We start from the raw sequence: 25,421 nt of genomic DNA, 5'->3' as shown, positions 1-25,421 counted from the left end.
CAGAATAATTCATGAAAAATACCGATTCCATCCTGCCTAGCCGCCAAGCCGCCCTGACGCCGCCCTTGCGCCGCACCGCGCTGGCGCTGCTGATATCAAGCTGCTTCGGCGCGGCCTATGCGAACCCGACCTTGCCGCAAGTCGTCAGTGGCCAAGCGACGTTCAATCAGCAAGGCAATGTGTTTTCGATTACGAACACGCCCAACACCATCATCAACTGGCAGAGTTTTTCGATCAACCCTGGAGAATTGACGCGCTTTATCCAGCAAAACGCGAATAGCGCCGTGCTTAATCGCATCACGGGGCAAGACCCGAGCCAGATCCTCGGTGCGCTGCAATCGAATGGCAAGGTATTCCTGATCAATCCGAACGGCGTGCTGTTTGGCCGCGATGCACGGGTCGACGTCAATGGCCTGGTGGCCTCCAGCCTCGGATTGTCGAACCAGGACTTCCTGGCCGGCAAAATGAATTTTAACGGCGCCAGCAGCGCCGGCGCCGTCAGCAACCAGGGCAGTATCAATGCGGACAGCGGCGGCAAGGTATTGCTGATCGCGCCGAACGTCAGCAATAGCGGCATCATTACCGCACCCAATGGCGAAGTGGTGCTGGCCGCTGGCCATAGCGTGCAACTGGCCGATGCCGCCAACCCCGGTTTGCAAGTAGTCGTGTCGGCGCCGTCGGACCAGGCGCTCAACGTGGGCCAGGTGATTGCGCAGGGCGGCAAGATCGGCATGTATGGCGCGCTGATCAACCAGCGCGGCAGCCTGAACGCGAACAGCGCGGTGGTCGGTGAAAACGGCAAGATCGTCCTGCAAGCGAGCGGCAAGGCCTTGCTGGAAGCGGGCAGCGTGACCAGTGCCAGCAATAGCGCCGGCACGGGCGGCCAGGTCACGGTGCTGGGCGACCAGGTCGGCTTGACCGGCAATGCGCGCGTTGACGCCAGCGGCGCCAAGGGCGGCGGCACGGTGTTGCTGGGCGGCGATTACCAGGGTAAGAATGCCGCGATTCCCAATGTGCGCCAGGTGTTCGTTGGCAGCGATGCCACGGTGGCCGCCGATGCGGTCGACAGCGGCAATGGCGGCAAGGTGATCGTCTGGGGCGACCAGACCGCGCGTGTATTCGGCAGTATTTCGGCGCGCGGCGGGGCCGCGTCCGGCGATGGCGGTTTTGTGGAAACCTCGGGCCATTACCTGGCGGTCGACGGCATCCGCGTCGATACCCGTTCCAGCCGCGGCAAACAGGGCAACTGGCTGCTCGATCCTTACGATATCGATGTGGTGGCCGGTGGCGGCGGCGCGCTCGGCAACGTTGATCAGTTTGGCGACGCCCCGGTCACTGGCACGACTTCCATCGGCGCCGACCTGATTTCCAATGCGACCAGTAATGTCACCTTGCAGGCGCTGCACCGCATCACCTTCAGCAGCGCCATCAATATCGCGCAGGCGAACGTCGGCTTGACGGCGCAGGCGGGCGAGGCGATCAATGTCAATGCGGCCATTACGACCAATGGCGGTGCGGTGACGCTGTCGGCCAATGATGCTGCGTCCGGTACTCTCCCAGGGAATAGTTCGAATGTGACTTTTAATGCTGCGATTACTACCAATGGTGGCGCAGTAACAATTTCCGGCGCCAATGTGGCTAGTAACGGCATTGGCAGCATCAATGTCGGAAGTGGCAATCTGTCGCTAAGCTCCAACACGGCGGGAGGTGGCATCGTGCTCACTGGCGCTGGCGATCAACTGATCGGCAGCGGCGTGGCGAACCAGACAGTGACTTTGCAAGCCGATAACATCAGTTTTTCCGGCAACATCAATTTTGGCGGTGCGGGTAGCCATGCCAGCGTTCGCCTGGCTCCCTGGAGTAACGCTCGACCGATTACTCTCGGCGCCATTGCGGCCAATGCCTTGTATTTGCAGAATGATCAATTGAACCGGATTTCTGCCGGTACATTGAATATAGGTAACAGCAATAGCGGCAATATTTCTGTGCCTCAGGCAATCAATCTGGCGCAAATCACGACTGGTACCGGTATCAAGAATCTGAACCTGGAAAGCGGTGGCAATATCACCGTGTCGAACCAGTTGACGATGCTGCAGCCTGACAGTTATCTGCAACTGAAAACGGGCGTGGGCGGCACATTGACCGTTGATAGTGGCGGCAGCCTGCAGGCGAATAATCTGATGCTGCAAGCCGACAAGATGAGCCTGGGTGGCAGCACAGCTTCGCTGTCTGGCGGGCAAGTCACGCTGGAGCGCCGTACCGATGGCGAAATCGATATCGGCAGCGGCGCAGCCGACAGTTCGACTAGCCTGGGCTTGACCGACACCGAATTGAAAACCATCGCCGCCGGCCATATCACGGTCGGCGGCCATACCTTTAACGGTCCCTTGAATTTGCTGGGTAGCCTGGATTTGAGCGGCTTGAGCAGCTTGAATTTGCTGGAACTGCGTACCAGCGGCGCAATGAATCTAGGCGGTCCCTTGACCGTGGCCAAGGATTTGATGGTTGCTGGTAACATCAGTGCGAATGGCACCGTCAACGTGGGCCGCCAATTTACACTCGATGGCGGCGCGTGGCAACAAAACAGCGCCAGCCTGCCGGCGTTTTATGCGCATGATTTTAACTTGCAGAACGGCAGTTTCCTGCGCGTCCAGGGTGGCGACGGCAGTAGCGCGGCACCTTACCGTATCGCCGATATCTACGGCTTGCAGGGCATCAATACCCTGGACATGTCAAACAACTATGTGCTGGCCGCCAATATCGATGCCAGCGGCACCACCAACTGGAATCAGGGGGCCGGCTTTACCTCCATCGCCAATGGTGACGTGCCAGGCTATGCCGGCATGTTTGACGGCGCTGGCCATGTGATCAGCGGCTTGATGGTCAATACCGCCAATCTGCCCGGTACCTCGGGCGTAGGCCTGTTTGCCCGCTTGAAGAACGGCAATGTCAGCAACCTGAGCTTGCAAGGCGGCAGTATCACGGGCCGCTACAATGTGGGGGCCGTGGTTGGCTTGAACGATGGTGGCACGCTTGATAATGTGTTCAGCAGTGCGAGTGTCACTGGCAGCAATGCCGTCGGCGGCCTGGTGGGCGCCAACAGCGGTGTGATCAAGAATTCCGGCGCCAGCGGCGGTGTCACTGGTGTCAACTCGGACGGCGGCGCTGCGGTCGGCGGACTGGCCGGCACCAATTCCGGCAGCGGCCTGATCACCGTCTCGACCGCCAGCGGCGCCGTCAATGGCGCACGTGAGTTGGTCGGCGGCCTGGTCGGCAGCAACCAGGCAACGATCACGCAATCGTATGCGACCGGCAATGTCAGTGGTTCGCGCAGCGTGGGTGGCCTGGTCGGTGGCAATAGTGGCAGCATCAGCGATGCCTATGCCACCGGCGCGGTCGGCATGGCGAGTGGTGCAGACATGACACTGGTGCATGAAAACCTGGGCGGCTTGGCCGGTAGCAATAGCGGCACCATCAGCAATGTATTTAGCAGCGGCGCGGTCAATGGCAGCGGCTTTACGGCGGCGATAGGCGGCGTGGTCGGCAGCAATGTGGGCGGCACGCTCAGCGGCGCTTACTGGAATACCGACAGTTCCGGCCAGCAAACTGACAATGGTGGCGCCAGCGGTTTGAGCGCCGAACATATGCAGCAGCAATCGAGTTTCAATGGTTTTAATTTCAGTAATTCCGCCGTGTGGCGCATCTATAGCGGCCATACGACGCCGATGCTCAAAGCGTTCCTGAAACCGCTGGAAGTGAATGTGTCGGGCGCCGCCACCAGCAAAGTCTATGATGGCCAGTTCGCCATCTTTAACGGTACGCTGGTGTACACCGGCCTGCTCGACGGCGATACCGGCGCCAACGGCACGCTGGGCTATCAATCGGCGCGCAATGTCGGCAGCTACGCGCTCGATGGCTTGTGGTCGACCAAGTACGACATCAGTCTGATTGGCGCCAATTCCTTGTCGATCACGCCGCGCATGCTCGGTGTGACCGTCGGCGGCAGCAAGGTCTATGACGGCACTAGCGCTTTTGGCGGCGCCACGTATGTACTGAGTAATGTGGTCGCTGGCGACGACATTCATGCCAGCGGCAATGCGCAATTCCTCGACAAGAATGCCGGCAGCGGCAAGACCGTCAACGCCAGCGGTCTCGGCTTGTCTGGTGATGCGTCCGGCAACTACATGCTGGCCTCCGACACGGCCAGCGGGAGTGCCGATATCAGCCGCGCGACTTTGAACCTGGGCACTGTCAGCGGCATCAACAAGGTGTATGACGGCAGCAATAGTGCCGGCATCAACGCCGCGCTTGCGGGCGTGCTGGGCAACGACCAGGTCAGCCTGGCGAATGTACAGGCCAGCTTCGGCGACAAGAACGCCGGCCATGGCAAGACGATTAATTACAGCGGCAGCGGCGCGCTGTCCGGCACTGATGGCGGCAATTATGTGCTGGCTGCCTACAGTGGCAGCACCACGGCCGATATCGCTGCGCGCGCCTTGAATGTGAGTTTTAGCGGCATTAACAAGACTTACGATGGTACGGCGTCGGCTGGCGTCAATATCGGCGATGACAGGGTGGCGGGCGATGTCTTGAACCTGTCCGGTAATGCGAGCTTTGCTGAAAAGAATGCGGGTACGGGCAAAACTGTCAGCGTGAGCAATGTTGGCGTGAGTGGTACCGATGCGGGTAACTATGTGTTGAGCAGCCATAGTGGCAGCACCACGGCCGATATCGCGGCACGCACCTTGAATGTGAGTTTCAGCGGCATCAACAAGACTTATGATGGCAATACCAGCGCTGGCGTCAATATCGGCGATGACAGGGTGGCGGGCGATGCCTTGAACTTGTCCGGTAATGCGAGCTTTGCTGAAAAGAATGCGGGTACGGGCAAAACTGTCAGCGTGAGCAATGTTGGCGTGAGTGGTACCGATGCGTGTAACTATGTGTTGAGCAGCCATAGTGGCAGCACCACGGCCGATATCGTGGCGCGCACCTTGAATGTGAGTTTTAGCGGCATCAACAAGACCTATGATGGCAATACCAGCGCTGGCGTCAATATCGGCGATGACAGGGTAGCGGGCGATGCCTTGAACCTATCTGGCAATGCCAGCTTTGCTGACAAGAATGCGGGTACGGGCAAAACCGTCAGCGTGAGCAATGTTGGCGTGAGTGGCGCCGATGCGGGCAACTATGTGTTGAATACCCATAGTGGCAGCACCACGGCCGATATCGCCGCGCGTACCCTGAACGTGAGCTTCAGCGGCATCAACAAAACCTATGATGGCAATACTAGCGCTGGCGTCAATATCGGCGATGACAGGGTAGCGGGCGATGCCTTGAACCTATCCGGTAATGCGAGCTTTGCTGACAAGAATGCGGGTACCAACAAGACCGTCAGTGTGAGCGGTGTCGAAGTTGCCGGCGCTGACGCGGGCAACTATGTGTTGAATACCCATAGTGGCAGCACCACGGCCGATATCGCGGCACGCACCTTGAACCTGAGCTTCAGCGGCATCAACAAAACCTATGATGGCAATACCAGCGCCGGCGTTAATATCGGCGATGATCGTATCGCTGGCGATGTCTTGAATCTAGCTGGCAATGCCAGCTTTGCTGACAAGAATGCGGGTACCAACAAGGTCGTCAGTGTGAGCGGTGTCGAAGTTGTCGGCGCTGACGCGGGCAACTATGTGTTGAATACCCATAGTGGCAGCACCACGGCCGATATCGCGGCACGTACCTTGAACCTGAGCTTCAGCGGCATCAACAAAACCTATGATGGCAACACCAGCGCTGGCGTCCAGATCGGCGATGACAGGGTAGCGGGCGATGCCTTGAACCTGTCCGGTAATGCGAGCTTTGCTGACAAGAATGCGGGTACGGGCAAAACCGTCAGCGTGAGCAATGTTGGCGTGAGTGGTGCCGATGCGGGTAACTATGTGTTGAGCAGCCATGGCGGCAGCACCACGGCCGATATCGCTGCGCGCACCCTGAACGTGAGTTTTAGCGGCATCAACAAGACTTATGATGGCAATACCAGCGCTGGCGTCCAGATCGGCGATGACAGGGTAGCGGGCGATGCCTTGAACCTGTCTTGTAATGCCGCATTTGGCGACAAGAACGCTGGCACTAATAAAACCGTCAGCGTGAGCGATGTAGGTGTGACGGGCGCAGACGCTGGCAACTATGTGTTGAGCAGCCATGGCGGTATGACTACCGCCGATATCGCCGCACGCACCCTGAACGTGAGTTTTAGCGGCATTAACAAGACTTATGATGGCAATACCAGCGCTGGCGTCCAGATCAGCGATGACAGGGTAGCGGGCGATTCCTTGAACCTGTCTGGCAATGCCGCATTTGGCGACAAGAATGCCGGTACGGGAAAAACCGTCAGCGTGACGAATATCGGCGTGACCGGTGCCGATTCGGGCAACTATGTATTGAGCAGCCATGGCGGTATGACTACCGCCGATATCGCTGCGCGTACCCTGAATGTGAGTTTCAGCGGCATCAACAAAACCTATGATGGCAATACCAGCGCTGGCGTGAATATCGGCGATGACCGTGTCACTGGCGATGCCTTGACCCTGTCTGGCAATGCCAGCTTTGCCGACAAGAATGCCGGTACGGGCAAAACCGTCGGCGTGACGAATATCGGCGTGATGGGCGCCGATGCGGGCAACTATGTATTGAGCAGCCACAGCGGCAGCACCACGGCCGATATCGCGGCACGTACCTTGAATGTGAGTTTTAGCGGCATCAACAAGACTTACGATGGCACGGCGTCGGCTGGCGTGAACATCGGCGATGACCGTGTCACTGGCGATGTCTTGACCCTGGCTGGTAATGCTGCATTTGGCGACAAGAATGCCGGTACGGGCAAAACCGTCGGCGTGACGAATGTTGGGGTAACTGGCGCCGACGCGGGCAACTATGTATTGAGCAGCCATGGCGGTAGTACTACCGCCGATATCGCCGCACGCACCCTGAACGTGAGTTTCAGCGGCATCAACAAGACTTACGATGGTACGGCGTCGGCTGGCGTGAACATCGGCGATGACCGCGTCGCTGGCGATGCCTTGACCCTGTCCGGTAATGCCAGCTTTGCCGACAAGAATGCCGGTACGGGCAAAACCGTCGGCGTGACGAATATCGGCGTGACCGGAGCCGATGCGGGCAACTATGTATTGAGCAGCCATAGTGGCAGCACCACGGCCGATATCGCTGCGCGTACCCTGAATGTGAGTTTCAGCGGCATCAACAAGACTTACGATGGTACGGCGTCGGCTGGCGTGAATATCGGCGATGACCGTGTCGCTGGCGATGTCTTGACCCTGTCCGGTAATGCTGCATTTGGCGACAAGAATGCCGGTACGGGAAAAACCGTCAGCGTGACAAATGTCGGCGTGACCGGAGCCGATGCGGGCAACTATGTATTGAGCGGCCATAGCGGCAGCACCACGGCCGATATCGCTGCGCGTACCCTGAATGTGAGTTTCAGCGGCATCAACAAAACCTATGATGGCAATACCAGCGCTGGCGTCAATATCGGCGATGACAGGGTAGCGGGAGATGCCTTGAACCTGTCTGGCAATGCCGCATTTGGCGACAAGAATGCCGGTACGGGCAAAACCGTCAGCGTGACGAATGTTGGTGTTGCCGGCGCCGATGCCGGCAACTATGTATTAAATACGCATGGCGGCAGCACCACCGCCGATATTGCCGTGCGCGCCTTGAATCTGTCGGCAACTGGCGTTAGTAAAGTGTATGACGGCGGCACGGCGGCAAGTGTGGTGCTGGGCGATGACCGGATTGCCGGCGATGTGCTGGGCGTCACAGCTGGCGCCAGTTTTGCCGATAAAAACGTGGGCGCCAACAAGGCCGTGAGTCTTACCGGCGTGGCTTTGTCTGGCCAGGATGCAGGCAATTACCTTGTGGTCTTGCCGACCGGTTTGTTGGCCAGCATCACGCCCGCTGCCTTGAACCTGACGGGCCTGATTGCCGGCAACAAGGTCTATGACGGCACTACTAATGCAGCTGTCAGCGCTTCGCTATCTGGCGTGCTGGGCCAGGATCTGGTCAGCGTGGCGGGCGGTAGCGGCAGTTTCGCGGACAAGAATGCGGGTGCGGACAAGCTGGTCACGGCCACTGGTTTCCGCCTGGCAGGCGCCGATGCGGGTAATTATGTGTTGAGCACAACAGGCGGTATCACCCACGCGACGATTTCGCAAAAACTGTTGTCTACCTGGATAGGCAGCGGCAATGGCTTGTGGAGCGATGCGGCGAACTGGGATGGCGGTGTGGTGCCGGAAGGCGCGAACGTGCTGGCCGTCGATTTCTCGCATAGCAATGGCATCGTCACCTATAACGCGGCGGCCGGCAGCACGACCTTGAAGAACCTGAATCTTGCGACTGGCCTGGTATTGACGGGCGGCAGCTTGAGTCTGGGCGAGGGCGCACAGGACCGCTCCGTGATCGGCGGCAGTGATGGCTTGAATATCAGCGGCGGCAACTTACAGTTGAACGGCAGCTTGTCGGCCGACCGCTACGGACAAAGTGGCGGCTTGCTGGGAGGTAGCGGCAATCTGGCGATTGGCAATAGCTTCAGCCAGACGGCCGGCGCAATCAACTTGGGCGGTCAGCTGGTGATTAACCAGGCTAGCGGCGACCTGCGCTTTGCCAGCCTGGCGGCGAGCGATGTGCGCTTGAGTGCGCTCAATGGTGCCATACGCCAGACTGGCGCCATCGTGGCAGCGAGCCTGAGCACGCAATCGTCGAATGGCACCGTGCTGGACAATGCCGGCAATCAGGTCAGTAACTTTACTGCCAGCAATAGTGGCGATGGCGGTATCGTGCTCAATAACACGTCGGCGCCCGGCACCTTGACCCTGGGCGCCATCAGCAGTGGCGCTGGCAATATTGCCATCGAGAATACGGGCGGTATTTCGGCAGGCAATATCAACGGCAATGGCGGCAATGTTGCACTGACGTCGCATAGCCCGGTCACGCTCAATGGCGTGGTGAACGGCAACGATATCAGCATCACGGCCGATACCGATGTTGCCCTGGCGGACGGCGCCCGTTTGAACGCAGCGCACAATGTCAGCCTGACTGCCGGGCGCGACATCAGCTTCGACGGCGCCGCCACCGTAGCCAGTGGCGGCAGCTTTGCCGCCAGCGCTGGCGCCAGCGTGCGCTTCGCCGGCAACGCCAGCTTTACGGTGCCCGGCGCGTCCAGCATGAGCGTGCTGGCCAAGGCTGGCAACATCACGGGCACCTCCGGTGTACGTATCAACCGCCAGCGCAGCGACGTCAGCCTGCTGGCGCCTGGCGGCACGGTGTCCATGCCTGACGCCATCTTCCTGCCCAGTACTGTGCCGCCGGTGACCGTGCCTCCCGTTATTCCCCCAAGCGTGAACACAGCCATCAATGACGCGCTGAACATCATCAAACAGGGTGATCACGCTAACACCCCCCTGCTGCCTACGGTGACGAGCACGGCGGCGCCGGACAAGAAAAAGGATGACGTCAAGGAAGTGGCCACGTCGGATCAATCAACAGGAAACAAATTCAATGACGGCACTAAAAAAATGTACTGCAATTAAGGCTTTGCTGTGGCTGGTCCTGCTGTGCGCCAGCATGCAGGCCTGGGCCGGGCAGGTGGCAGGCACGGTGATGCAATTGAATGGCCCCTTGTTCGCCAAGAAAGCCGATGGCAAGGTCAAGATCCTGGCCATCAAGTCCGAAGTCGAGTCGGGAGATACCTTGCTGACGGAAAAGGATACCTATGCGCTTATCAAACTGATCGACAATAGCGAAATCACCCTGAAGCCCAATACCAGCTTCGTCATCGAGCAGTTCAGCTATGAGGCGCAGCAACCCGATGGCGACCATGCCATCTTCAGCCTGCTCAAGGGCGGCTTGCGTTCGGTGACGGGCTTGCTGGGCAAGCGCAACAAGGAGCGTTTCGAGATGAAGACGCCATCGGCGACCATCGGTATACGGGGCACCACCTTTACGGCGACGCTGGTCGGTGGAATACCTGCGTCAGTGTTGCCGTCACCGGCAGCGACGAGCAGCCTGGCGCCTGGCTTGTATGTGCAAGTGATCGAGGGGATGATTCATGTGAGTAATACGGGCGGGGCGCAAAACTTTGCGGCAGGGCAATTCGGCTTTACACCGGACATCCTGCAGCCGCCCGTCATCATTCCCTCGCATCCTGACATCCAGTTCACGCCGCCGCCCGCGTTTTCCGCGCCCAGCGGTGCACCAGCTGCGGGTGGGGCAGGAAAAAATGCGGCGGCGATCGATTGCGTGGTCCGTTGATGTTTTTGTAGCAATTAAATAAGGCTTGACCTTCCCATCATTGGATAGCAGATCCTGAACACATTAGTTAATCTATCGTACAGGATCTGCCATGAACCAGACCGCATCGTCCCTATCTTCTTCCCCTGCCCATGCGCAGGCGCTGGCCATCGAGGGCATGACCTGCGCGTCGTGCGTGGGCCGGGTGGAAAAAGCCCTGTTGAAGGTCGACGGCGTGACCGGCGCCAGTGTCAACCTGGCCACGGAAACGGCCAAGGTCATATCTGACACCGTCATCCCGTTTGCCACCTTGCAGGCGGCTGTGGAAAAGGCTGGCTACACGGTGGCCCAGCGCGACATAGACTTGAACGTGGCCGGCATGACTTGCGCCTCTTGCGTGGGCCGGGTGGAAAAAGCCCTGTTGAAAGTGCCCGGCGTGGCGGGCGCCAGCGTCAACCTGGCCACCGAAAGCGCGCGTGTGAAGGTCACTTGCGATGCCGATGCGGCAGCCCTGATCGCCGCCATCGCCAAGGCTGGCTACGAGGCATCTGTGCCGGTGGCCAAGTCATCGAATGCGCCCGCCCATACGCCGTCGCGCGACGGCCTCAAGGTCGTGTTGGCGGCGATCCTGGCATTTCCCCTGATGTTGCCAATGTTTCTGGAATGGGCAGGTATCCACTGGATGCTGCCCGGCGCCGTGCAATTTGTCCTGGCTACCCCGGTGCAGTTTTATTTTGGCGCCCGTTTCTACAAGGCAGGCTGGAAGGCGGCTCGGGCCGGCAGCGGCAATATGGATTTGCTGGTAGCCCTGGGCACCAGCGCTGCGTATGGCTTGTCGGTCTACCAGTGGTTGACAGCAGAAGGCATGCTGCCGCACCTGTATTTTGAGGCCGCGGCCGTGGTGATTACCCTCGTATTGCTGGGGAAATGGCTGGAATCGCGCGCCAAGCGGCAAACGGCGTCAGCCATCCGCGCCCTGCAAGTATTGCGTCCGGAATCGGCCCGCGTGCGCCGCGATGATGTCGAACTGGATGTACCCGTCGAGCAGGTGAAGGTGGGCGAGCTGGTGGTGATACGCCCCGGTGAGCGGGTCGCCGTCGATGGCGTGGTGGTGGAAGGCGCCAGCCAGATCAATGAGTCCTTGATCACAGGTGAAAGCTTGCCGGTTGATAAGCATGTGGGCGACAAGGTCACGGGCGGCTCCATCAATGCCGATGGTTTGCTGCTGGTGCGCACCCAGGCGGTGGGCGGCGAGACGACCTTGTCGCGCATCATCCGCCTGGTGGAAGACGCGCAGGCAGCCAAGGCGCCGATCCAGCATCTGGTGGACAAGGTCAGCGCCATCTTTGTTCCCGTGGTGCTGGTGCTGGCGCTGCTGACCCTGCTGGGCTGGTGGCTGACCACGGGGCAGCTGGAAACAGCCATCATCAATGCCGTCGCCGTGCTGGTGATCGCCTGCCCGTGCGCGCTGGGTCTGGCCACGCCGACCGCCATCATGGCCGGTACGGGCGTGGCGGCCCGCTACGGCATCCTGATCAAGGATGCGGAAGCGCTGGAAGTGGCGCACGCCGTCACCACCGTGGTGTTCGACAAGACGGGCACCTTGACGGTGGGCAAACCTGCGCTGGCGGCCTTGCATGCGCATGGCATTGACGAGGCGCGCTTGCTGCAACTGGCAGCCAGTATCCAGCGTGGTAGCGAACACAGCCTGGCCACCGCCGTGCTCGATGCAGTTGCTGCGCGTAACATTGCGCCATTGATCGCGACTGGTTTGTCAGCCTTGCCGGGACGGGGACTGGCGGCGCAGGTCGATGGCCAGGACTTGAAGCTGGGCAGCACGCGGCTGATGCAGGAATTGAGTGTGGATATGGCGCCGCTGGCAGCCCAGGCGCAAACCCTGGAAAACACGGGCAACACGATTTCCTGGCTGTCCTCGGGATCGCAATTGCTGGGCCTGTTTGCCTTCAGCGACCAGGTCAAGCCGAATGCGCAGGCGGCAATTGCCCACTTGCATAGTTTGGGCATACAGACGGTGATGTTGACCGGTGACAATCAAGGCAGCGCCGACGCCGTCGGCAAGTTGCTGGGCATCGACGTGGTGGCCGCGAAAATGTTGCCAGCCGATAAAACCGCTAAAATTGAAATGCTAAAAGGCGAGGGCGCGAAGGTGGCCATGGTGGGCGACGGCATCAATGATGCACCGGCGCTGGCGGCCGCTGACGTCGGTATTGCCATGTCGACCGGTACCGATGTCGCCATGCATGCAGCGGGGATTACCCTGATGCGCGGCGATCCGGCGCTGGTGGCGGACGCCATCGATATCTCGCGCCGCACTTATAGCAAGATACGGCAGAATCTGTTTTGGGCATTCATTTATAACCTGATCGGCATTCCCCTGGCCGCCTTCGGCTTGCTCAACCCCATGGTGGCGGGCGCGGCGATGGCGTTCAGCTCGGTAAGCGTGATCAGCAATGCCCTGTTGCTGCGCCGCTGGACAGCGCGCAGCGCACATACCAAGGAGTGATCAGGATGAACATCGGTCAGGCAGCAAGTGAAACTGGCGTATCGGCAAAGATGATACGTTATTATGAAAGCATCACCTTATTAAAACCCAGTGCGCGTACCGATGCCGGTTACCGCGTCTACACGCCGAATGATTTGCATGCGCTGCGCTTCATCAAGCGGGCGCGGGGACTGGGTTTTTCGCTGGAGCAAATCCGCGAATTGTTATCGTTATGGCAAAACAACCAGCGCGCCAGCGCCGATGTGAAAAACATCGCCCTGTCCCACGTGGCTGACTTGAACCAGCGCATCACCGAATTGACGGAAATGCGTGATACCCTGGCCCATCTGGCGCAATCGTGCCACGGCGACGACCGGCCTGATTGCCCGATTTTGCAAAGCCTGGGATTAGCTGGCAAAGAAGAGGCTAAGGCTTGCTGCCATTGAAGTAACTCAAAGGAGTCCGCATGCGCTACGAATTGTATTACTGGCCTACGATACAAGGGCGTGGTGAATTCATCCGGCTGGCGCTGGAAGAGGCGGGTGCCGAGTATGTCGATATTGCGCGTAAACCTGAAAAAAGCGGCATGGGCGTACCGGCCGTGCTGGCCTGCCTCGATGGCGGCAGCACGCTCCATCCAGCCTATGCCCCGCCCGTGCTGCGTGATGGCGAGTTGCTGATCGGCCAGACGCCGAATATCCTGTTGTACCTGGGGCGGCGCCTGGGCCTGGCGCCGCGCGCGGAAGAGGGCAGGCTGTGGCTGAACCAGCTGCAACTGACCATGGCCGACTGGCTGACGGAAGTGCACGATACGCACCATCCGCTGTCGATGAATCAGTATTATGAAGAACAAAAGCAGGCCGCCGCCCAGCGCGCGCAGGATTTTCGCGAAACTCGTCTGCCCAAATTCCTTGCCTACTTTACGCAAGTGCTGGCCAACAATCCGCGCCGTGGCGGCTGGCTGGTGGGAGCAAAACTGACGTATGGCGACCTGTCGCTATTCCAGATGCTGGCGGGGCTGCATTATGCGTTTCCGCAAGCCATGGCGCGCCTGGCGCCGCAATATCCAGCCCTGTTCGACTTGCACGATACGGTGGCGGCACGGCCCAATATCGCCCGCTACCTGAAATCGAAGCGCAGGATAGATTTCAACCAGGATGGCATCTTCCGCCATTATCCTGAACTGGACGGCTAAATAAAAACAGCCGGCACAAAGGCCGGCTGTCTGGATGATGCTGTTGCGATTACTGTGCGCTGGTAACGGGGTAGCCCGCATCCACGATGGCAGCCTTGATGCTGTCGAGCGCGCCAGACGATTCCACTTTCACGCTCTTGCTTGCCAGGTCGATCTGCACCTGGGCGGCCGGATCGATGCCTTGCACGGCCTTGGTGACGGAACCGACGCAATGGCCGCAGCTCATGTTTTCTACTTGCAATTGATACATGACAAGCACTCCTGTAATGGTTAAGTGTTTTCACTGTAAGCCTTCCCCCGATGGCAAGGTCAAGCGAAAGCTGTGGTCTGCTTCAATTCAAGGTGAAATCGACGGCTTTCATGGGCGGCGGCAAATTGTCGTCCTGCAAGGACTCGCGCAGGTTGATTTCAATCGCGCGGCACATGGCCGTCAAGGGCAGGTCATTCGCATCGGTGCCGAATGGCTCTTCAATTTCATCACCGAGCGCATCGAGGCCAAAGAAGGTGTAGGCGACGATGGCGACCACGAAGGGCGTCATGAACCCGAGCGAATCGACCAGGCCGAAAGGCAGCAGAAAGCAGTACAGATAGGCCGTGCGGTGCAGCAGCAGCGAATACGAAAACGGAATCGGCGTGCTGCGGATACGTTCGCAGGAAGCGCCCGCGCCGACCATGGCGCTGATCGTGCCATCGATTTGCGCGGCAAGGATGCTGTCGATGCGGCCTTGCTGCACGCAATCGGCGAGGTCATGGCCCATTTGCAGCATCAGGTAATCGGATGGGTTCGATGCCTTGTTGGCCGCCTCCCACTCGGCCGGGCGCAGCAGCGGCTGCAGCTCGGCAGGGTCGCGCGTGTCGCGCAACTGATGGCGCAGCGCATGGCAAAAGGCAATGGTGCGGTAAATCATGCGTACGCGCACATCGTCCAGGCCCAGTTTGGCGTGGGCCGGTGTGTCGCTGCGTATCATGCTTTGGCACTGGCGCGAAAAGTTACGGCAGCGCAGCACCAGCTCACCCCACAGCTTGCGCCCTTCCCAGTAACGGTCATAGGCGGCCGTGTTGCGGAAACCCAGGAAGATGGCCAGCGGCAAGCCGATCAGCGTAAATGGGATGGTGGTCAGTATCACCTTGTGATCAAACAAGGTGCCATGGCACCAGGTAATGAAGGCGGCGAACAGCGTATTGACGATCAGGGTGGTGCGGATGCGGGGCAGGACGGAACCACGCACGACCAGGAACAGTTTTAACGCCGAGGGGCGGTCACGCACGATCATGCTGCGCTCCCGAAAAGGTGAAGTTGCTGAATGGCAAGTGCCGGCTACAAAAAACCCGCTGTGTGCGCGGGCTGGAATGGGTGTGCATGGGAGGCAGTGTAGGGGAGACGGCAGCAGTATAGGCCGCTGCCTTGCAGTCGGCAAATTCATAGTTGCGATAGGTGTTATTCATTTTCCGAATGAATCTCAATGTGTAGGTAAGTCTCATCTGCCTTAATTTTCAGGCTCTTGCATGCGCGCGATTTTCTGGCGATGCTCCACTTGCTGCTGTTTCAAATGTTGGCTCGTAGTGTAACTGTTACGGAATGGGGGACGTTTTTTGCCCGGTGACCAGTCGCAGTTCATCGGGGTGATCGCGTTGAATAAATCGTCCAGGCTGCAAGAGCAATCGCCGCAGTCCAGAGTGGGGACGTCGCAATGGCCGGCCTGGGCCCGATGCCGCGCCGTGCGCAATGTTGGCGGATGCTGGGCCAGATGAGCACGATGGTGCGCGCCACAGGCATGCAGGCGGCGCCGCAGCAGTGCCCATCCTGGTATGAGTCCGTGGCGTGCGATCACGCGGTAGCCATAGCCGGAACAACTGTCGCGTCCGGTCCGCACGCGGTAAGCGCAGGAAAATCCCTTGTAGGGTGACAGGTAGCGCTGGTAGGCGCGTATCGCCCACAGCGCCAGGTGCTGGCTGTATGCAGATAGCGTGAAAATAAGGTCCTCTATTTGTTTGCGGCCAGGCCGGGTGCGGTCGAGCATACGGCATGCGCCATAAAATCGCCAGATGATAACTTGCGAATAATTTCCAATGTGATAAATGGATAGAATTGCAAGAGGCGCGTCTGTTACTCTGATTTTTCGTTTTGGAAATATTTTCTAAGGCGCAACGTCAGACCGATTGCCGCCGTCAGGGCACGGCCATGCTTGTTTATCCTCTTTGGAAAGTGGTCTACATGTTTAAAATTTCCAGCATTTGTCTCGCCACCCTGATCCTGTTGCAAACACCTTCCACTTGGGCAGACCAGCCCGCTCCCTTGAGTCAGCGCCAGCAAGCGCTGGCTACGCAGATCGACGCCAGCATCGCTCCGTATTTCAATTCCACCGAACCTGGCGCCGTGGTGATCGTCGTCAAGGATGGCCAGCCGCTGCTGCGCAAGGCGTATGGTTTGGCCAGCGTCAAGGAGGGACAGCCCTTGACACCCGACATGTCGCTGCGCTTGGGCTCGATCTCCAAGCAATTCACGGCCGTCGCCATCCTGATCCTGGCCGACCAGGGCAAGCTGGCGCTGAGCGATGACATCACCCGCTTCCTGCCCGACTATCCGACCCACGGCAAGAAGATCACGATAGAGCAGTTGCTGACGCACACGTCCGGCATCCACGACTACACCATCAAGCCCGAATTCGTGCCCAACAGTACCAAGGATTTGAGCGTGGCGCAGATGATCGATTTCTTCAAGAACGATCCGCTCGACTTTGAACCGGGTTCACAGTGGCGCTACAGCAGTTCCGGTTATTTCTTGCTGGGCGCCATCATTGAAAAAGCGTCGGGCCAGCCCTACGCCACATTCGTCGAGCAGCAGATTTTCGTACCGCTGGGCATGAACGACACCGCCTATGAAGGCCATGAACGCGCTCCCGTCAAGCGCGCGGCCGGCCATATCCGTTCGGGTGACGCGTATGTGCCGAACCTGCCCCTGAGCCTGAGCCAGCCTTATGCGGCCGGCGCATTGGTATCGACCGTGGATGACCTGGCCCGCTGGGACGCCGCCATCTCGGAAGGCAAGCTGCTCAAGGCTGCCACCTGGCAACAGGCATTTACGCCGGCCAAGCTGAACGACGGCAAGGCTACCCGCTATGGCTACGGCTGGATGCTGGGCACGTGGCAAAACACGCCGGTGATCCATCACGGCGGTGGCATCAACGGTTTTGCCACCTATGCGATGCGCTTGCCGAAGGAAAAAGTGTATGTGGCCGTGCTGGAAAACTCCGACACGGGCCTGGTCGACCCTGATGTGGTGGCGCGCAAGGCGGCCGCTGTCGCCGTCGGCCGGCCGTATCCCGAGATCAAGGTCATCACGCTCAAGCCTGCCATCCTCGACGCGTATGCGGGCGTGTATAAAATCAATGACAACGCTGGCTACACGATCCGCAATTTCGAAGGCAATCTGTTGCTGCAACGTACGGGCCGTCCCGCGCAGCGTCTGCTGGCTTATTCGCCGAATGGCTTCCTGATTGAAAACACCTTGACCACGGCCGAGTTTGAGCGGGGACGGAAGGGCGAAGCGCAACTGATCCTCAATGACGGCGGCGAATCGAAGTCGGTCTTCGAGCGCGCCAGCGTTGCCAAGCCGGCCCGCACCGTGGTCGCCATGACGAATGCGCAGTTCGACGCCTATGTGGGCAAATATGCGCTGGCGCCCGAGGTCTACCTGGAAGTGACGCGTGAAGGCGACAAGTTCTTTGCCCAGGTGACGGGTTTCCGCAAGCTGACGATGTTGCCGATGAGCGATACGGCTTTCTTCTCGAATGAAGTCGATGCGGAAGTGCGTTTCAGCAAGGATGCCAATGGCAAGATAGAACAACTGGTGCTGCGCCAGGAAGGGCAGGACATGCCGGCCAAGCGCGTCAACTGATCGTAGTTGCTCCGCATGCCTGCCGGCCAGCCCACGCTGCCGGCAGGTTTTTTTTACCCCGATCCTGACCGATACGCATTCTCAAGGCACCTGCTAAGTAGGGAAACATTTCAGTAGCTACTTTGAGAGGCACTACATGTCAGTTCGCAGCAAGCAACACCATCATTCCTTAAAATTCACTCCCATCTCCCGCGCCGTCGCGCTGGCTGTCTGCAGCCTGGCCCTGTCTGCCAGCATACCTGCCGTGGCGCAGGCGCAAGCGAGCGTGGGGCAGCAGGCGCAAGGTGCGCGCCTGGCCTACAACATCCCTGCCGGCCCCTTGGCGCCGGCGTTGCGCAGCCTGGCAAGTAGCGCCAATGTCTTGCTGACCTACACGCCCGAGCAAGCCAGCGGCAAGAACACGGCTGGCCTGCAGGGATCGCATACGCCGCAGTCGGCCCTGGCCGCCTTGCTGGCAGGCACGGGTTTGCAGGCGGTGGAACTGGAAGCGGGCAGCTATGTGCTGCGCGCCGCGCCGCAATCTGCCGCCACCGCGCCCGAAAAGGTGATGCCTTTGATTTCCGTCAGCGCCACCCAGGATGCGGGTACGGCGACCGTCTCGCGCGGCTATGTGCCCGTCAGCGCCGCTGCCACCAAGATGGGCACGCCCTTGATCGAGACGCCGCGCGCGATTGCCGTCGTCACGCGCGAGCAGCTCAAGACGCAGGCGCCGAAAAGCATCGAACAGTCGTTGGCCTACACCGCGGGCGTGCTGACGGATGTGACCGGCGCCGATGTGCGCATGTCGGGCGCCACCATCCGCGGCTTCAGCGATGGCAGCTCGTATTACCAGGATGGCTTGAAATTCCTGTCGGCCGGTAGCTATGGCTCCTGGAATAGCGACATGGAAGATATCGACAGCGTGGAAGTGATCAAGGGACCGGCCTCCGTGTTTTATGGCCAGGGCCGTCCCGGCGGCATGATCAATGTCACTTCCAAGCTGCCTGAAGGCGGCCACGTCAACAGCGTGGGTTTTTCGGTCGGCCGCTACAACCGCTACCAGTTGAATGCCGACCTGGGCGGTGCGATTGGCGGCAAGGATGATCTGCTATACCGCGTCACCATGACGGGCCGCGACGCCGATGACCGCCCGCTCGATTCAAAGAACAACCGCGTTTCGATTTCGCCGTCCTTGCGCTGGGCCATTTCGGACCACACCAGCCTGACGGTCTTGGGCACCTATTCGCAAGAGCAGGGCACGCCGAAACCATGGTGGCCTAGCCTGTTCGTGTATCCGCAAATCAAGAATTTACCGGTCAGCCGCACGGCGGGTGACCCATCGTTCGATTATTTCGACCGCGACACACGCGCCCTCGGTTATCAGTTTGAACACAGCACGCAAAGTGGCTGGAAGCTGACGCAAAACCTGCGTTATTCGACCATCAAGGTGGGCTACCAGCATATCTATGCCATGGATTTGCTGGCCGACGGCCGCACGGCCACGCGCGGCAGCCTGGCCGAAAAGGTCGATGGCAAGACGCTGGCCGTCGATAGCCGCGCGCAGCAGGATTTTCGCTGGGGCGACATCGAGCACCGCTTTATCGTTGGCGTAGATTACCTGAAATACCAGGAAAACGACGGCCTCGGTTTTGGCTGGGATGTGCCCAATCTCGATATCTATGCCCCCGTGTATGGACTGGCCATCGATGCGCCTGAGCTGGACTACACCGACACGCATCTGAAGCAGACGGGTATTTATACCCTGAACCAGTTCAAATTGCGGCAATGGGTGGCCAATGTCAGCCTGCGCCACGACCGCGCGCGCACCACGCAAACAGGTTCTACGGCCACGCGCATGGATGACAGCGCCACCACCGGCAGCGCCGGTTTGCTGTATCTGTTTGACAATGGTCTGGCGCCGTATGCCAGCTACGCTACTTCATTTGACCCCGCCACGGGCCGCGACTTCAACGGCAAGGCGTTCGATCCGCGCAAGGGCAAGCAGGTGGAGCTGGGGCTGAAATACCAGCCGGCAGGCAGCGCGACCATGCTGACGGCGTCGTTGTTTGACTTGAGACAAACGAATGTCACGACGCCCGATCCGGATCACCCGCGTTCTTCCGTCCAGACCGGTGAAGTGCGCTCCACGGGGCTGGAGCTGGAAGGCAGCTTCAAGCCATTCAGCGAACTGAGCGTATTGACCGGTTATACCTATCTGGACCCGCGCACCACCCAAAGCAACCGCGCCTACGAAATCGGCCGCCAGACCCTGCAGACCACGCGGCATGCGGCCAGCGTCTGGCTCGATTATCGGCCGCTGGCCGTGCCCGGCCTGATGCTGGCTGGCGGCCTGCGCTACCGTGGCGCCTCGCCCTATAACGGCACGGCCAACACGATCTATATGAACGACCCGTACACATTGACTGATATTGCCGTGGCGTACTAGACAGTCCGCTACCGCCTGGCCTTGAACATCGGCAATGTGTTCGACAAAAAATACTTTGGCGGTATCTTCCGTGGCGCGGAGCGTGAAGCGCTGCTCAGTTTGAAGGTCAATTTTTAAGCGCTGTTTTCTATGAGGCCCAGCCGTTCGCGCCGGCGCCGTTCGGCGTTGGCCAGGCGCTCGCGCATGGTGTCGCTGGCGGCGGGGCCGGGCGCCACCATGTAATGATCTTCGGTCAAGGGCTGTTGCGCTTCGGCATCGAACAGTACGGGCACGGCCAGTGCCCCCGTTTCGCGGTTGACCAGCTGCATGCGGACGCCGTCCGGTGAAAAGTGTTTATTGCCCCAGTTAATGAGCGCAAACATGATGGGCCGGAAGGAGCGGCCCATTTCCGTCAGCAAGTATTCATGGCGCGGCGGTTTTTCGCTGTAAAGACGGCGTTCCAGCATGCCGTTGTCGACCAGGTCGTTCAGCCGGCGCGTCAGGATGTTGGGCGCGATACCCGTGCTTTTGACAAATTCGTCGAAACGCGTCATGCCCTGGAAGGCGTCGCGCAGGATCAGCATGCTCCAGCTGTCGCCGACGCGACCCATGCTGCGCGCAATCGGGCACGGCATGTCGGAAAATTGCGTGGGTTTCATGATGGGCTCCTTTTGAATGCTTACTGGCTATGTGGGGTGGTGCTGCACAAGCGGCCGATTGTAACGGCTTGCCTGTGCAGACGCCACTTTCACGGCGTTTAATGTCCATCGGCTGACGGCGCTTTTGGCGGCGTCACCTTGCGCATCAGCGGACCGAGCAAGATGGCGATGACGAACGCGACCATGATGAACAGGTACACATCGCCAAAACTCTGGGTTTGTGCCTCGCGGTAAGTCAGCGCCCATAACTGGTGCAAGGCGCCTGTGTGCGCCGTCCAGTCGTCGTTGCCCAAGGCCACCATGTTGCCGGCCGTATTGCTTAATAAACCATTCATTGCTTCATTGCCGCCATTTAAATGTTCGGCCAGCCGCAGGAAATGCAGGTTGGTGCGGTCGTTCAAAATCGTGGCACACAGGGCGATGCCGATCGCGCCGCCCAGGTTGCGCATGGTATTGAACAGGCCCGAAGCCAGTTTCAAGCGTACCGGACTCAAGGCGCCCAGGGTCAGGGTGACGGTGGGCGCCACGGCAAATTGCTGGCCGATGCCACGCAAGGCTTGTGGCAGCATCAACTGGGCGGCGCCCCAGTCGTGGGTGATCGGCGCAAAGTTGTACATCGACAAGGCAAAGCAGCCGAGACCGAACATCATCAGCCAGCGCAGGTCGACCCGGTTGCCCAGGATGGTGTACAGCGGGATCGACATGATCTGGAACACGCCCGTGGAAAATACGGCCAGCCCGATATCGAGCGCGCTGAAACCGCGTACCCGGCCCAAAAATAGCGGCGTCAGGTAAATGGTGGCGAAGATGCCCACGCCGGTCACAAAGGAAAAGAAACAGCCGAGTGCGAAGTTGCGGTCTTTCAGTGCGCGCAAGTCGACGATCGGATGTGCGTAGACCAGGCTGCGCCAGATAAAGCCGATGCCGCACAGACCTGAAACCCAGGCCGTGGTGAGTATCACCGAATCGCCCAGCCAGCCCAGCCGTGGGCCTTCTTCCAGCGTATATTCCAGGCAGCCCAGAAACAGCGCCATCAGCAGCATGCCCAGGTAATCGGCATTGCGCAGCAGCGAGCGGTCGCCCCGGTCGATGCGTACCAGCATCGGTACGACTATGGCAACAAATATGCCGGGCACCAGGTTGACGAAAAACAGCCAGTGCCAGGACGTGTGGTCGGTGATAAAGCCGCCCACGGTTGGTCCCAGGGTCGGCGCCAGCGAGGCGATGCCGCCCACGGTGGCGGCGGCGATCACCCTTTGCTTGCCCTGGAAAAAAAAGAAAGCCGTGCTGAACACCAGCGGGATCATCGAGCCGCCCAGGAAACCCTGCAGTGCGCGGAAGGCGATCATGCTCTGGATATTCCAGGCCAGGCCGCACAGCATGCTGGCCACTGTAAAACCGGCGGCCGAGGCGGCAAACAGCCAGCGCGTGGACATCACGCGCGACAGCCAGCCCGACATGGGGATGACGATGATTTCAGCGATCAGGTAACTGGTTTGCACCCACACGGTTTCATCGGCGCCGGCCGACAAGCCGCCGCCGATATCGCGCAGCGAGGCCGAAACGATCTGGATGTCCAGCAGGGCGATGAACATGCCCGCGCACATGGTGGTGAAAGCCAGGATTTTCTGGCTTTGCGTCAACGCCTGCGGTTGCCAGGGGGCAGCGTTGGCGCCACTCATTTTGTCACCGCAGCCGTGATTGGGCGCACGTCGACTTCCGCGCTGACCGACAGGCCCGGACGCAAGGTGCCAAGGGTGGCGTCCTTGGCGTCGAGCGCGATGCGTACCGGCACGCGCTGGACGATCTTGGTGAAGTTGCCGGTCGCATTTTCAGCAGGCAACACGCTGAACTGGGCGCCGGTGGCTGGCGCCAGGCTGGCCAGGGTGCCGTGGAAGACATGGCCCGGTAGCACGTCGGCGGCGATGCGCACGCGTTGCCCGGCCTGCATGCCGGCCAGCTGGCTTTCCTTGAAGTTGGCGTCGATCCACAAACCGTGGGCCGGCACCAGGGACAGCAACTGGCTGCCGGCCGCCGCGTAAGCGCCATTGCGCGCGCGGCGGTTGCCGATGCTGCCATCGATCGGCGCGCGCAATACCGTGTAGCCGAGATTCAAACGGGCCGTTTCGCGCACGGCCTGGGCTTGCGCCAGCGCTGCTTCGGCTTGCTGCTTGCGGGTGCCGATCACGTCCAGCTCGCGCTCTGCCGCCAATACTTGCGCCTGGTTTTTCTTGTCGCTCGCCAATGCCTGCTGATAGTCGGCATTGGCTTTTTGCGCGCTCTGCTGGGAGACAGCCGCCTTGGCGGCCAGGTTTTGGTAGCGCAATTGATCTTCACGCGCGCGCGTGGTTTCGGCGCTGCTGGCGGACAGCCCGGCGTGCGCCTGGGCAATCACCGCTTGCTGCAGCGCACGCGTTGCTTCCAGGTTGGCCAGCGCCGCTTGCGCCGCGGCCACCGCGCCTTCGGCATTAGCTAGTGCTGCGCGGTAATCGCGGTCGTCCAGCCTGGCGAGCACATCGCCGGCGTGCACCACCTGGTTATCGCTGACCAGCACTTGCTCGATATAGCCAGGCACCTTGGCCGTGATGACGGTGATATCGCCGCCTACATAGGCGTCATCGGTTTCTTCCAGGAAACGCCCTTCCTGCCACCAGTGTGCGCCATACCAGATGGCGCCGATGGCGATAACGATGGCCAGCGGCAGCATTACGTGGCGTTTCTTGTTGCTGGGAGGAGGGACGTTGGTGGCTGCAGCCTCGGTATTACTGCTCATATCAGGGTTTCCTTTATTTGATATTGCTTTCAATCTGCAAGTAACTATATACTTGTCAATTGCAGTTTGCAAGTATATTGAAATACCTAGCTGACTGAATCTTTGCGGCAACAAGCCGCATCACAGGGAGTGGACAAATGAATAATCGTATCGATGGCGCGCAACCGTTCAGCTTGCGCATGGGGGCAAGCCTGCTGGCGCTGTTGCTGGCCGGCTGCGTGGCGGGACCGGATTACCGTGCGCCGGAGACAGCGATGCCGGCCAGTTATCATGCACAGGCGAAACTGGATGGACACAATGCACGCAGCGCAAGCTTGCCGGCGCCCGCGCTTGATACCTGGTGGAATGGTTTTAATGATCCCGCATTGACACGCATCATCAACCGCGTGCTGGCGCAGAATCTGGATCTGGATGCGGCCATGGCGCGGGTAGCCCAGGCGCGTGCGGTGGCGAAGCAGGTGGGCGCCCGGCAATTGCCATCGGGCGACTTGAATACCAGCGTGGTCCGCCAGCACCAGTCCTTGCAAAGTCCGCTGGGGCTGATCGCCAGCAATTTGCCAGGCTATGCCCGTTATCAATCGATCTACGACGCCGGTGTAGGCGCCAGCTGGGAACTGGACCTGGCCGGCGGCTTGAAACGCGGCACGGAAAACGCCATGGCTGAAGCGCAGGCGGCCGAAGCCGATCAACTGGGCGTGCGTATTTCCGTGGCCGCCGAAGCGGCTGACGCCTATTTCCGCGTGCGCGGTGCGCAACGCCGTATCGTCACGGCGCAGCAGCAAGTCGATGCCAATCAACAATTACTGGAACTGGTGCGCTTGCGCCAGGCCGATGGCTTGTCGGCCGAGCGCGAAACAGCCCAGGCCGAAGCCGTGCTGGCGCAGGCAAAGGCGATCATTCCATCGTTGATGACGGAACGCGATATCCAGCTGAACCGGCTGGACGTGCTGATGGGCGCCCAGCCCGGCACCTATGCCGGGGAACTAAGCGGCGCCGCGCCGGACATTGCCACGCCAGCCATTGCCAGTTCGCAAGGTCCGGCCGATTTGTTGCGCCGCCGCCCCGACGTGATCGCCGCCGAGCGCCGCCTGGCTGCCTCCAATGCGCTGATCGGCGTGGCCAACGCGGAGTATTACCCATCGCTGTCGCTGTCGGCCTTGCTGGGATTGTCCAGCCTGGGCAGCAGCGGGCTGGTATCGGCGGCCTCATTTCAACCGCAAGCGGTAGCGGGCTTGCGCTGGCGCTTGTTTGACTTTGGCAAGGTCGACGCTGAAGTGGCGCGGGCCCAGGGCGCGCACGCCGAAGCGCTGGCCGTGTATCGCAAGGCCATGTTGCGCGCCACCGAAGACGTGGAAAACGCCATCGTCAGCTTGAGCGGGCTGGAAGTGGAACAGCTGGAAGTGGCGCGGCAAGTGGCGGCCGAACAGCGCGCCCGCGACGCCGCGCAGGCAAGCTACCTGGGCGGCGCCAGCAGCTTGTATGAAGTGCTCCAGGAAGACCGGCAATTGCTGGCTGCCCGCGATCAGCTGGTGCGCATCAATGCCGACCAGGCACGCGCGGCGGTGGCGGTGTTCCGCGCGCTGGGTGGCGGCTGGTAGGGCAGAGCATCAAGGATGTGTGCGCTATGTACGTCTGCGCACCGTCCTGATCCCTGGTGGGCGGGATACTGATTGTCTTCGCACTG

Annotated in this window: 14 protein-coding genes; 8 read left to right on the top strand and 6 right to left on the bottom strand. The window is 60.1% G+C overall.

All coding sequences use genetic code 11. From position 1 onward, the window contains the following. Positions 1–11: 11 nt before the first annotated feature. From HDE75_RS05400 to HDE75_RS05380, 5 genes are all read left to right on the top strand, one after another. Positions 12–9,605 carry a YDG domain-containing protein gene (locus HDE75_RS05400; RefSeq protein ID WP_183675880.1) on the top strand — a complete coding sequence of 3,198 codons (9,594 nt, stop codon included), beginning with the start codon at positions 12–14 and terminating at the stop codon, positions 9,603–9,605. Between the two features lie 4 nt (positions 9,606–9,609). Further along, positions 9,610–10,326 (top strand): FecR family protein, encoded by a 717-nt coding sequence (locus HDE75_RS05395; protein WP_311735070.1) that lies wholly within the window; start codon positions 9,610–9,612, stop codon positions 10,324–10,326. Positions 10,327–10,417: 91 nt separating this feature from the next. Beyond that, positions 10,418–12,829 carry a heavy metal translocating P-type ATPase gene (locus HDE75_RS05390; protein ID WP_183675881.1) on the top strand — a complete coding sequence of 804 codons (2,412 nt, stop codon included), beginning with the start codon at positions 10,418–10,420 and terminating at the stop codon, positions 12,827–12,829. A gap of 5 nt (positions 12,830–12,834) precedes the next feature. Further along, positions 12,835–13,254, top strand: a complete 420-nt coding sequence (gene cueR / locus HDE75_RS05385) for a Cu(I)-responsive transcriptional regulator (RefSeq protein WP_183675882.1) — start codon at positions 12,835–12,837, stop codon at positions 13,252–13,254. A 20-nt stretch (positions 13,255–13,274) separates the two neighbouring features. After that, entirely contained in the window at positions 13,275–14,003 is a 729-nt protein-coding gene (locus HDE75_RS05380; RefSeq protein ID WP_183675883.1) for a glutathione S-transferase, read from the top strand. A 49-nt stretch (positions 14,004–14,052) separates the two neighbouring features. Here HDE75_RS05380 and HDE75_RS05375 read toward each other — a convergent pair whose 3' ends face one another. From HDE75_RS05375 to yidD, 3 genes are all read right to left on the bottom strand, one after another. Next, positions 14,053–14,253: a heavy-metal-associated domain-containing protein gene (locus tag HDE75_RS05375; protein WP_183675884.1), complete on the bottom strand. Its 201-nt coding sequence runs from the start codon at positions 14,251–14,253 to the stop codon at positions 14,053–14,055. An 82-nt stretch (positions 14,254–14,335) separates the two neighbouring features. Continuing rightward, positions 14,336–15,277, bottom strand: coding sequence for a bestrophin family protein (locus HDE75_RS05370; protein WP_183675885.1), 942 nt, complete (start codon positions 15,275–15,277; stop codon positions 14,336–14,338). Positions 15,278–15,490: 213 nt separating this feature from the next. Beyond that, on the bottom strand, positions 15,491–16,024 hold the full coding sequence (yidD, locus tag HDE75_RS05365; RefSeq protein ID WP_183675886.1) for a membrane protein insertion efficiency factor YidD: 534 nt from the start codon (positions 16,022–16,024) through the stop codon (positions 15,491–15,493). Positions 16,025–16,218: 194 nt separating this feature from the next. Between yidD and HDE75_RS05360 the strand changes: the two genes are divergently transcribed. Beyond that, positions 16,219–17,901 (top strand): serine hydrolase, encoded by a 1,683-nt coding sequence (locus tag HDE75_RS05360; protein ID WP_183675887.1) that lies wholly within the window; start codon positions 16,219–16,221, stop codon positions 17,899–17,901. Positions 17,902–18,037: 136 nt separating this feature from the next. Beyond that, complete coding sequence (locus tag HDE75_RS05355; protein ID WP_260173690.1) at positions 18,038–20,326, top strand: TonB-dependent siderophore receptor; 2,289 nt, start codon at positions 18,038–18,040, stop codon at positions 20,324–20,326. Positions 20,327–20,439: 113 nt separating this feature from the next. Here the strand turns inward: HDE75_RS05355 and HDE75_RS05350 are convergent, their stop codons facing one another. The 3 genes from HDE75_RS05350 to HDE75_RS05340 form a co-directional block, all read right to left on the bottom strand. Continuing rightward, positions 20,440–20,964 (bottom strand): winged helix-turn-helix transcriptional regulator, encoded by a 525-nt coding sequence (locus HDE75_RS05350; RefSeq protein WP_183675888.1) that lies wholly within the window; start codon positions 20,962–20,964, stop codon positions 20,440–20,442. Between the two features lie 98 nt (positions 20,965–21,062). Then, a complete protein-coding gene (locus HDE75_RS05345) occupies positions 21,063–22,646 on the bottom strand; it encodes a DHA2 family efflux MFS transporter permease subunit (protein ID WP_183675889.1) in 1,584 nt (527 codons plus the stop codon). Beyond that, a complete protein-coding gene (locus HDE75_RS05340) occupies positions 22,643–23,737 on the bottom strand; it encodes an HlyD family secretion protein (protein ID WP_183675890.1) in 1,095 nt (364 codons plus the stop codon). Before HDE75_RS05340 ends, HDE75_RS05345 begins: the two co-directional genes overlap by 4 nt. A 137-nt stretch (positions 23,738–23,874) precedes the next feature. Here HDE75_RS05340 and HDE75_RS05335 point away from each other — a divergent pair, with 137 nt between their 5' ends. Continuing rightward, entirely contained in the window at positions 23,875–25,335 is a 1,461-nt protein-coding gene (locus HDE75_RS05335; protein ID WP_221291757.1) for an efflux transporter outer membrane subunit, read from the top strand. Positions 25,336–25,421 lie beyond the last annotated feature (86 nt).

Source organism: Janthinobacterium silvisoli (genome assembly GCF_014200725.1).
Classification (GTDB): domain Bacteria; phylum Pseudomonadota; class Gammaproteobacteria; order Burkholderiales; family Burkholderiaceae_D; genus Janthinobacterium.
Note: the sequence above shows the minus strand (reverse complement) of the source record. Positions and strands in the feature narration are given on the sequence as shown.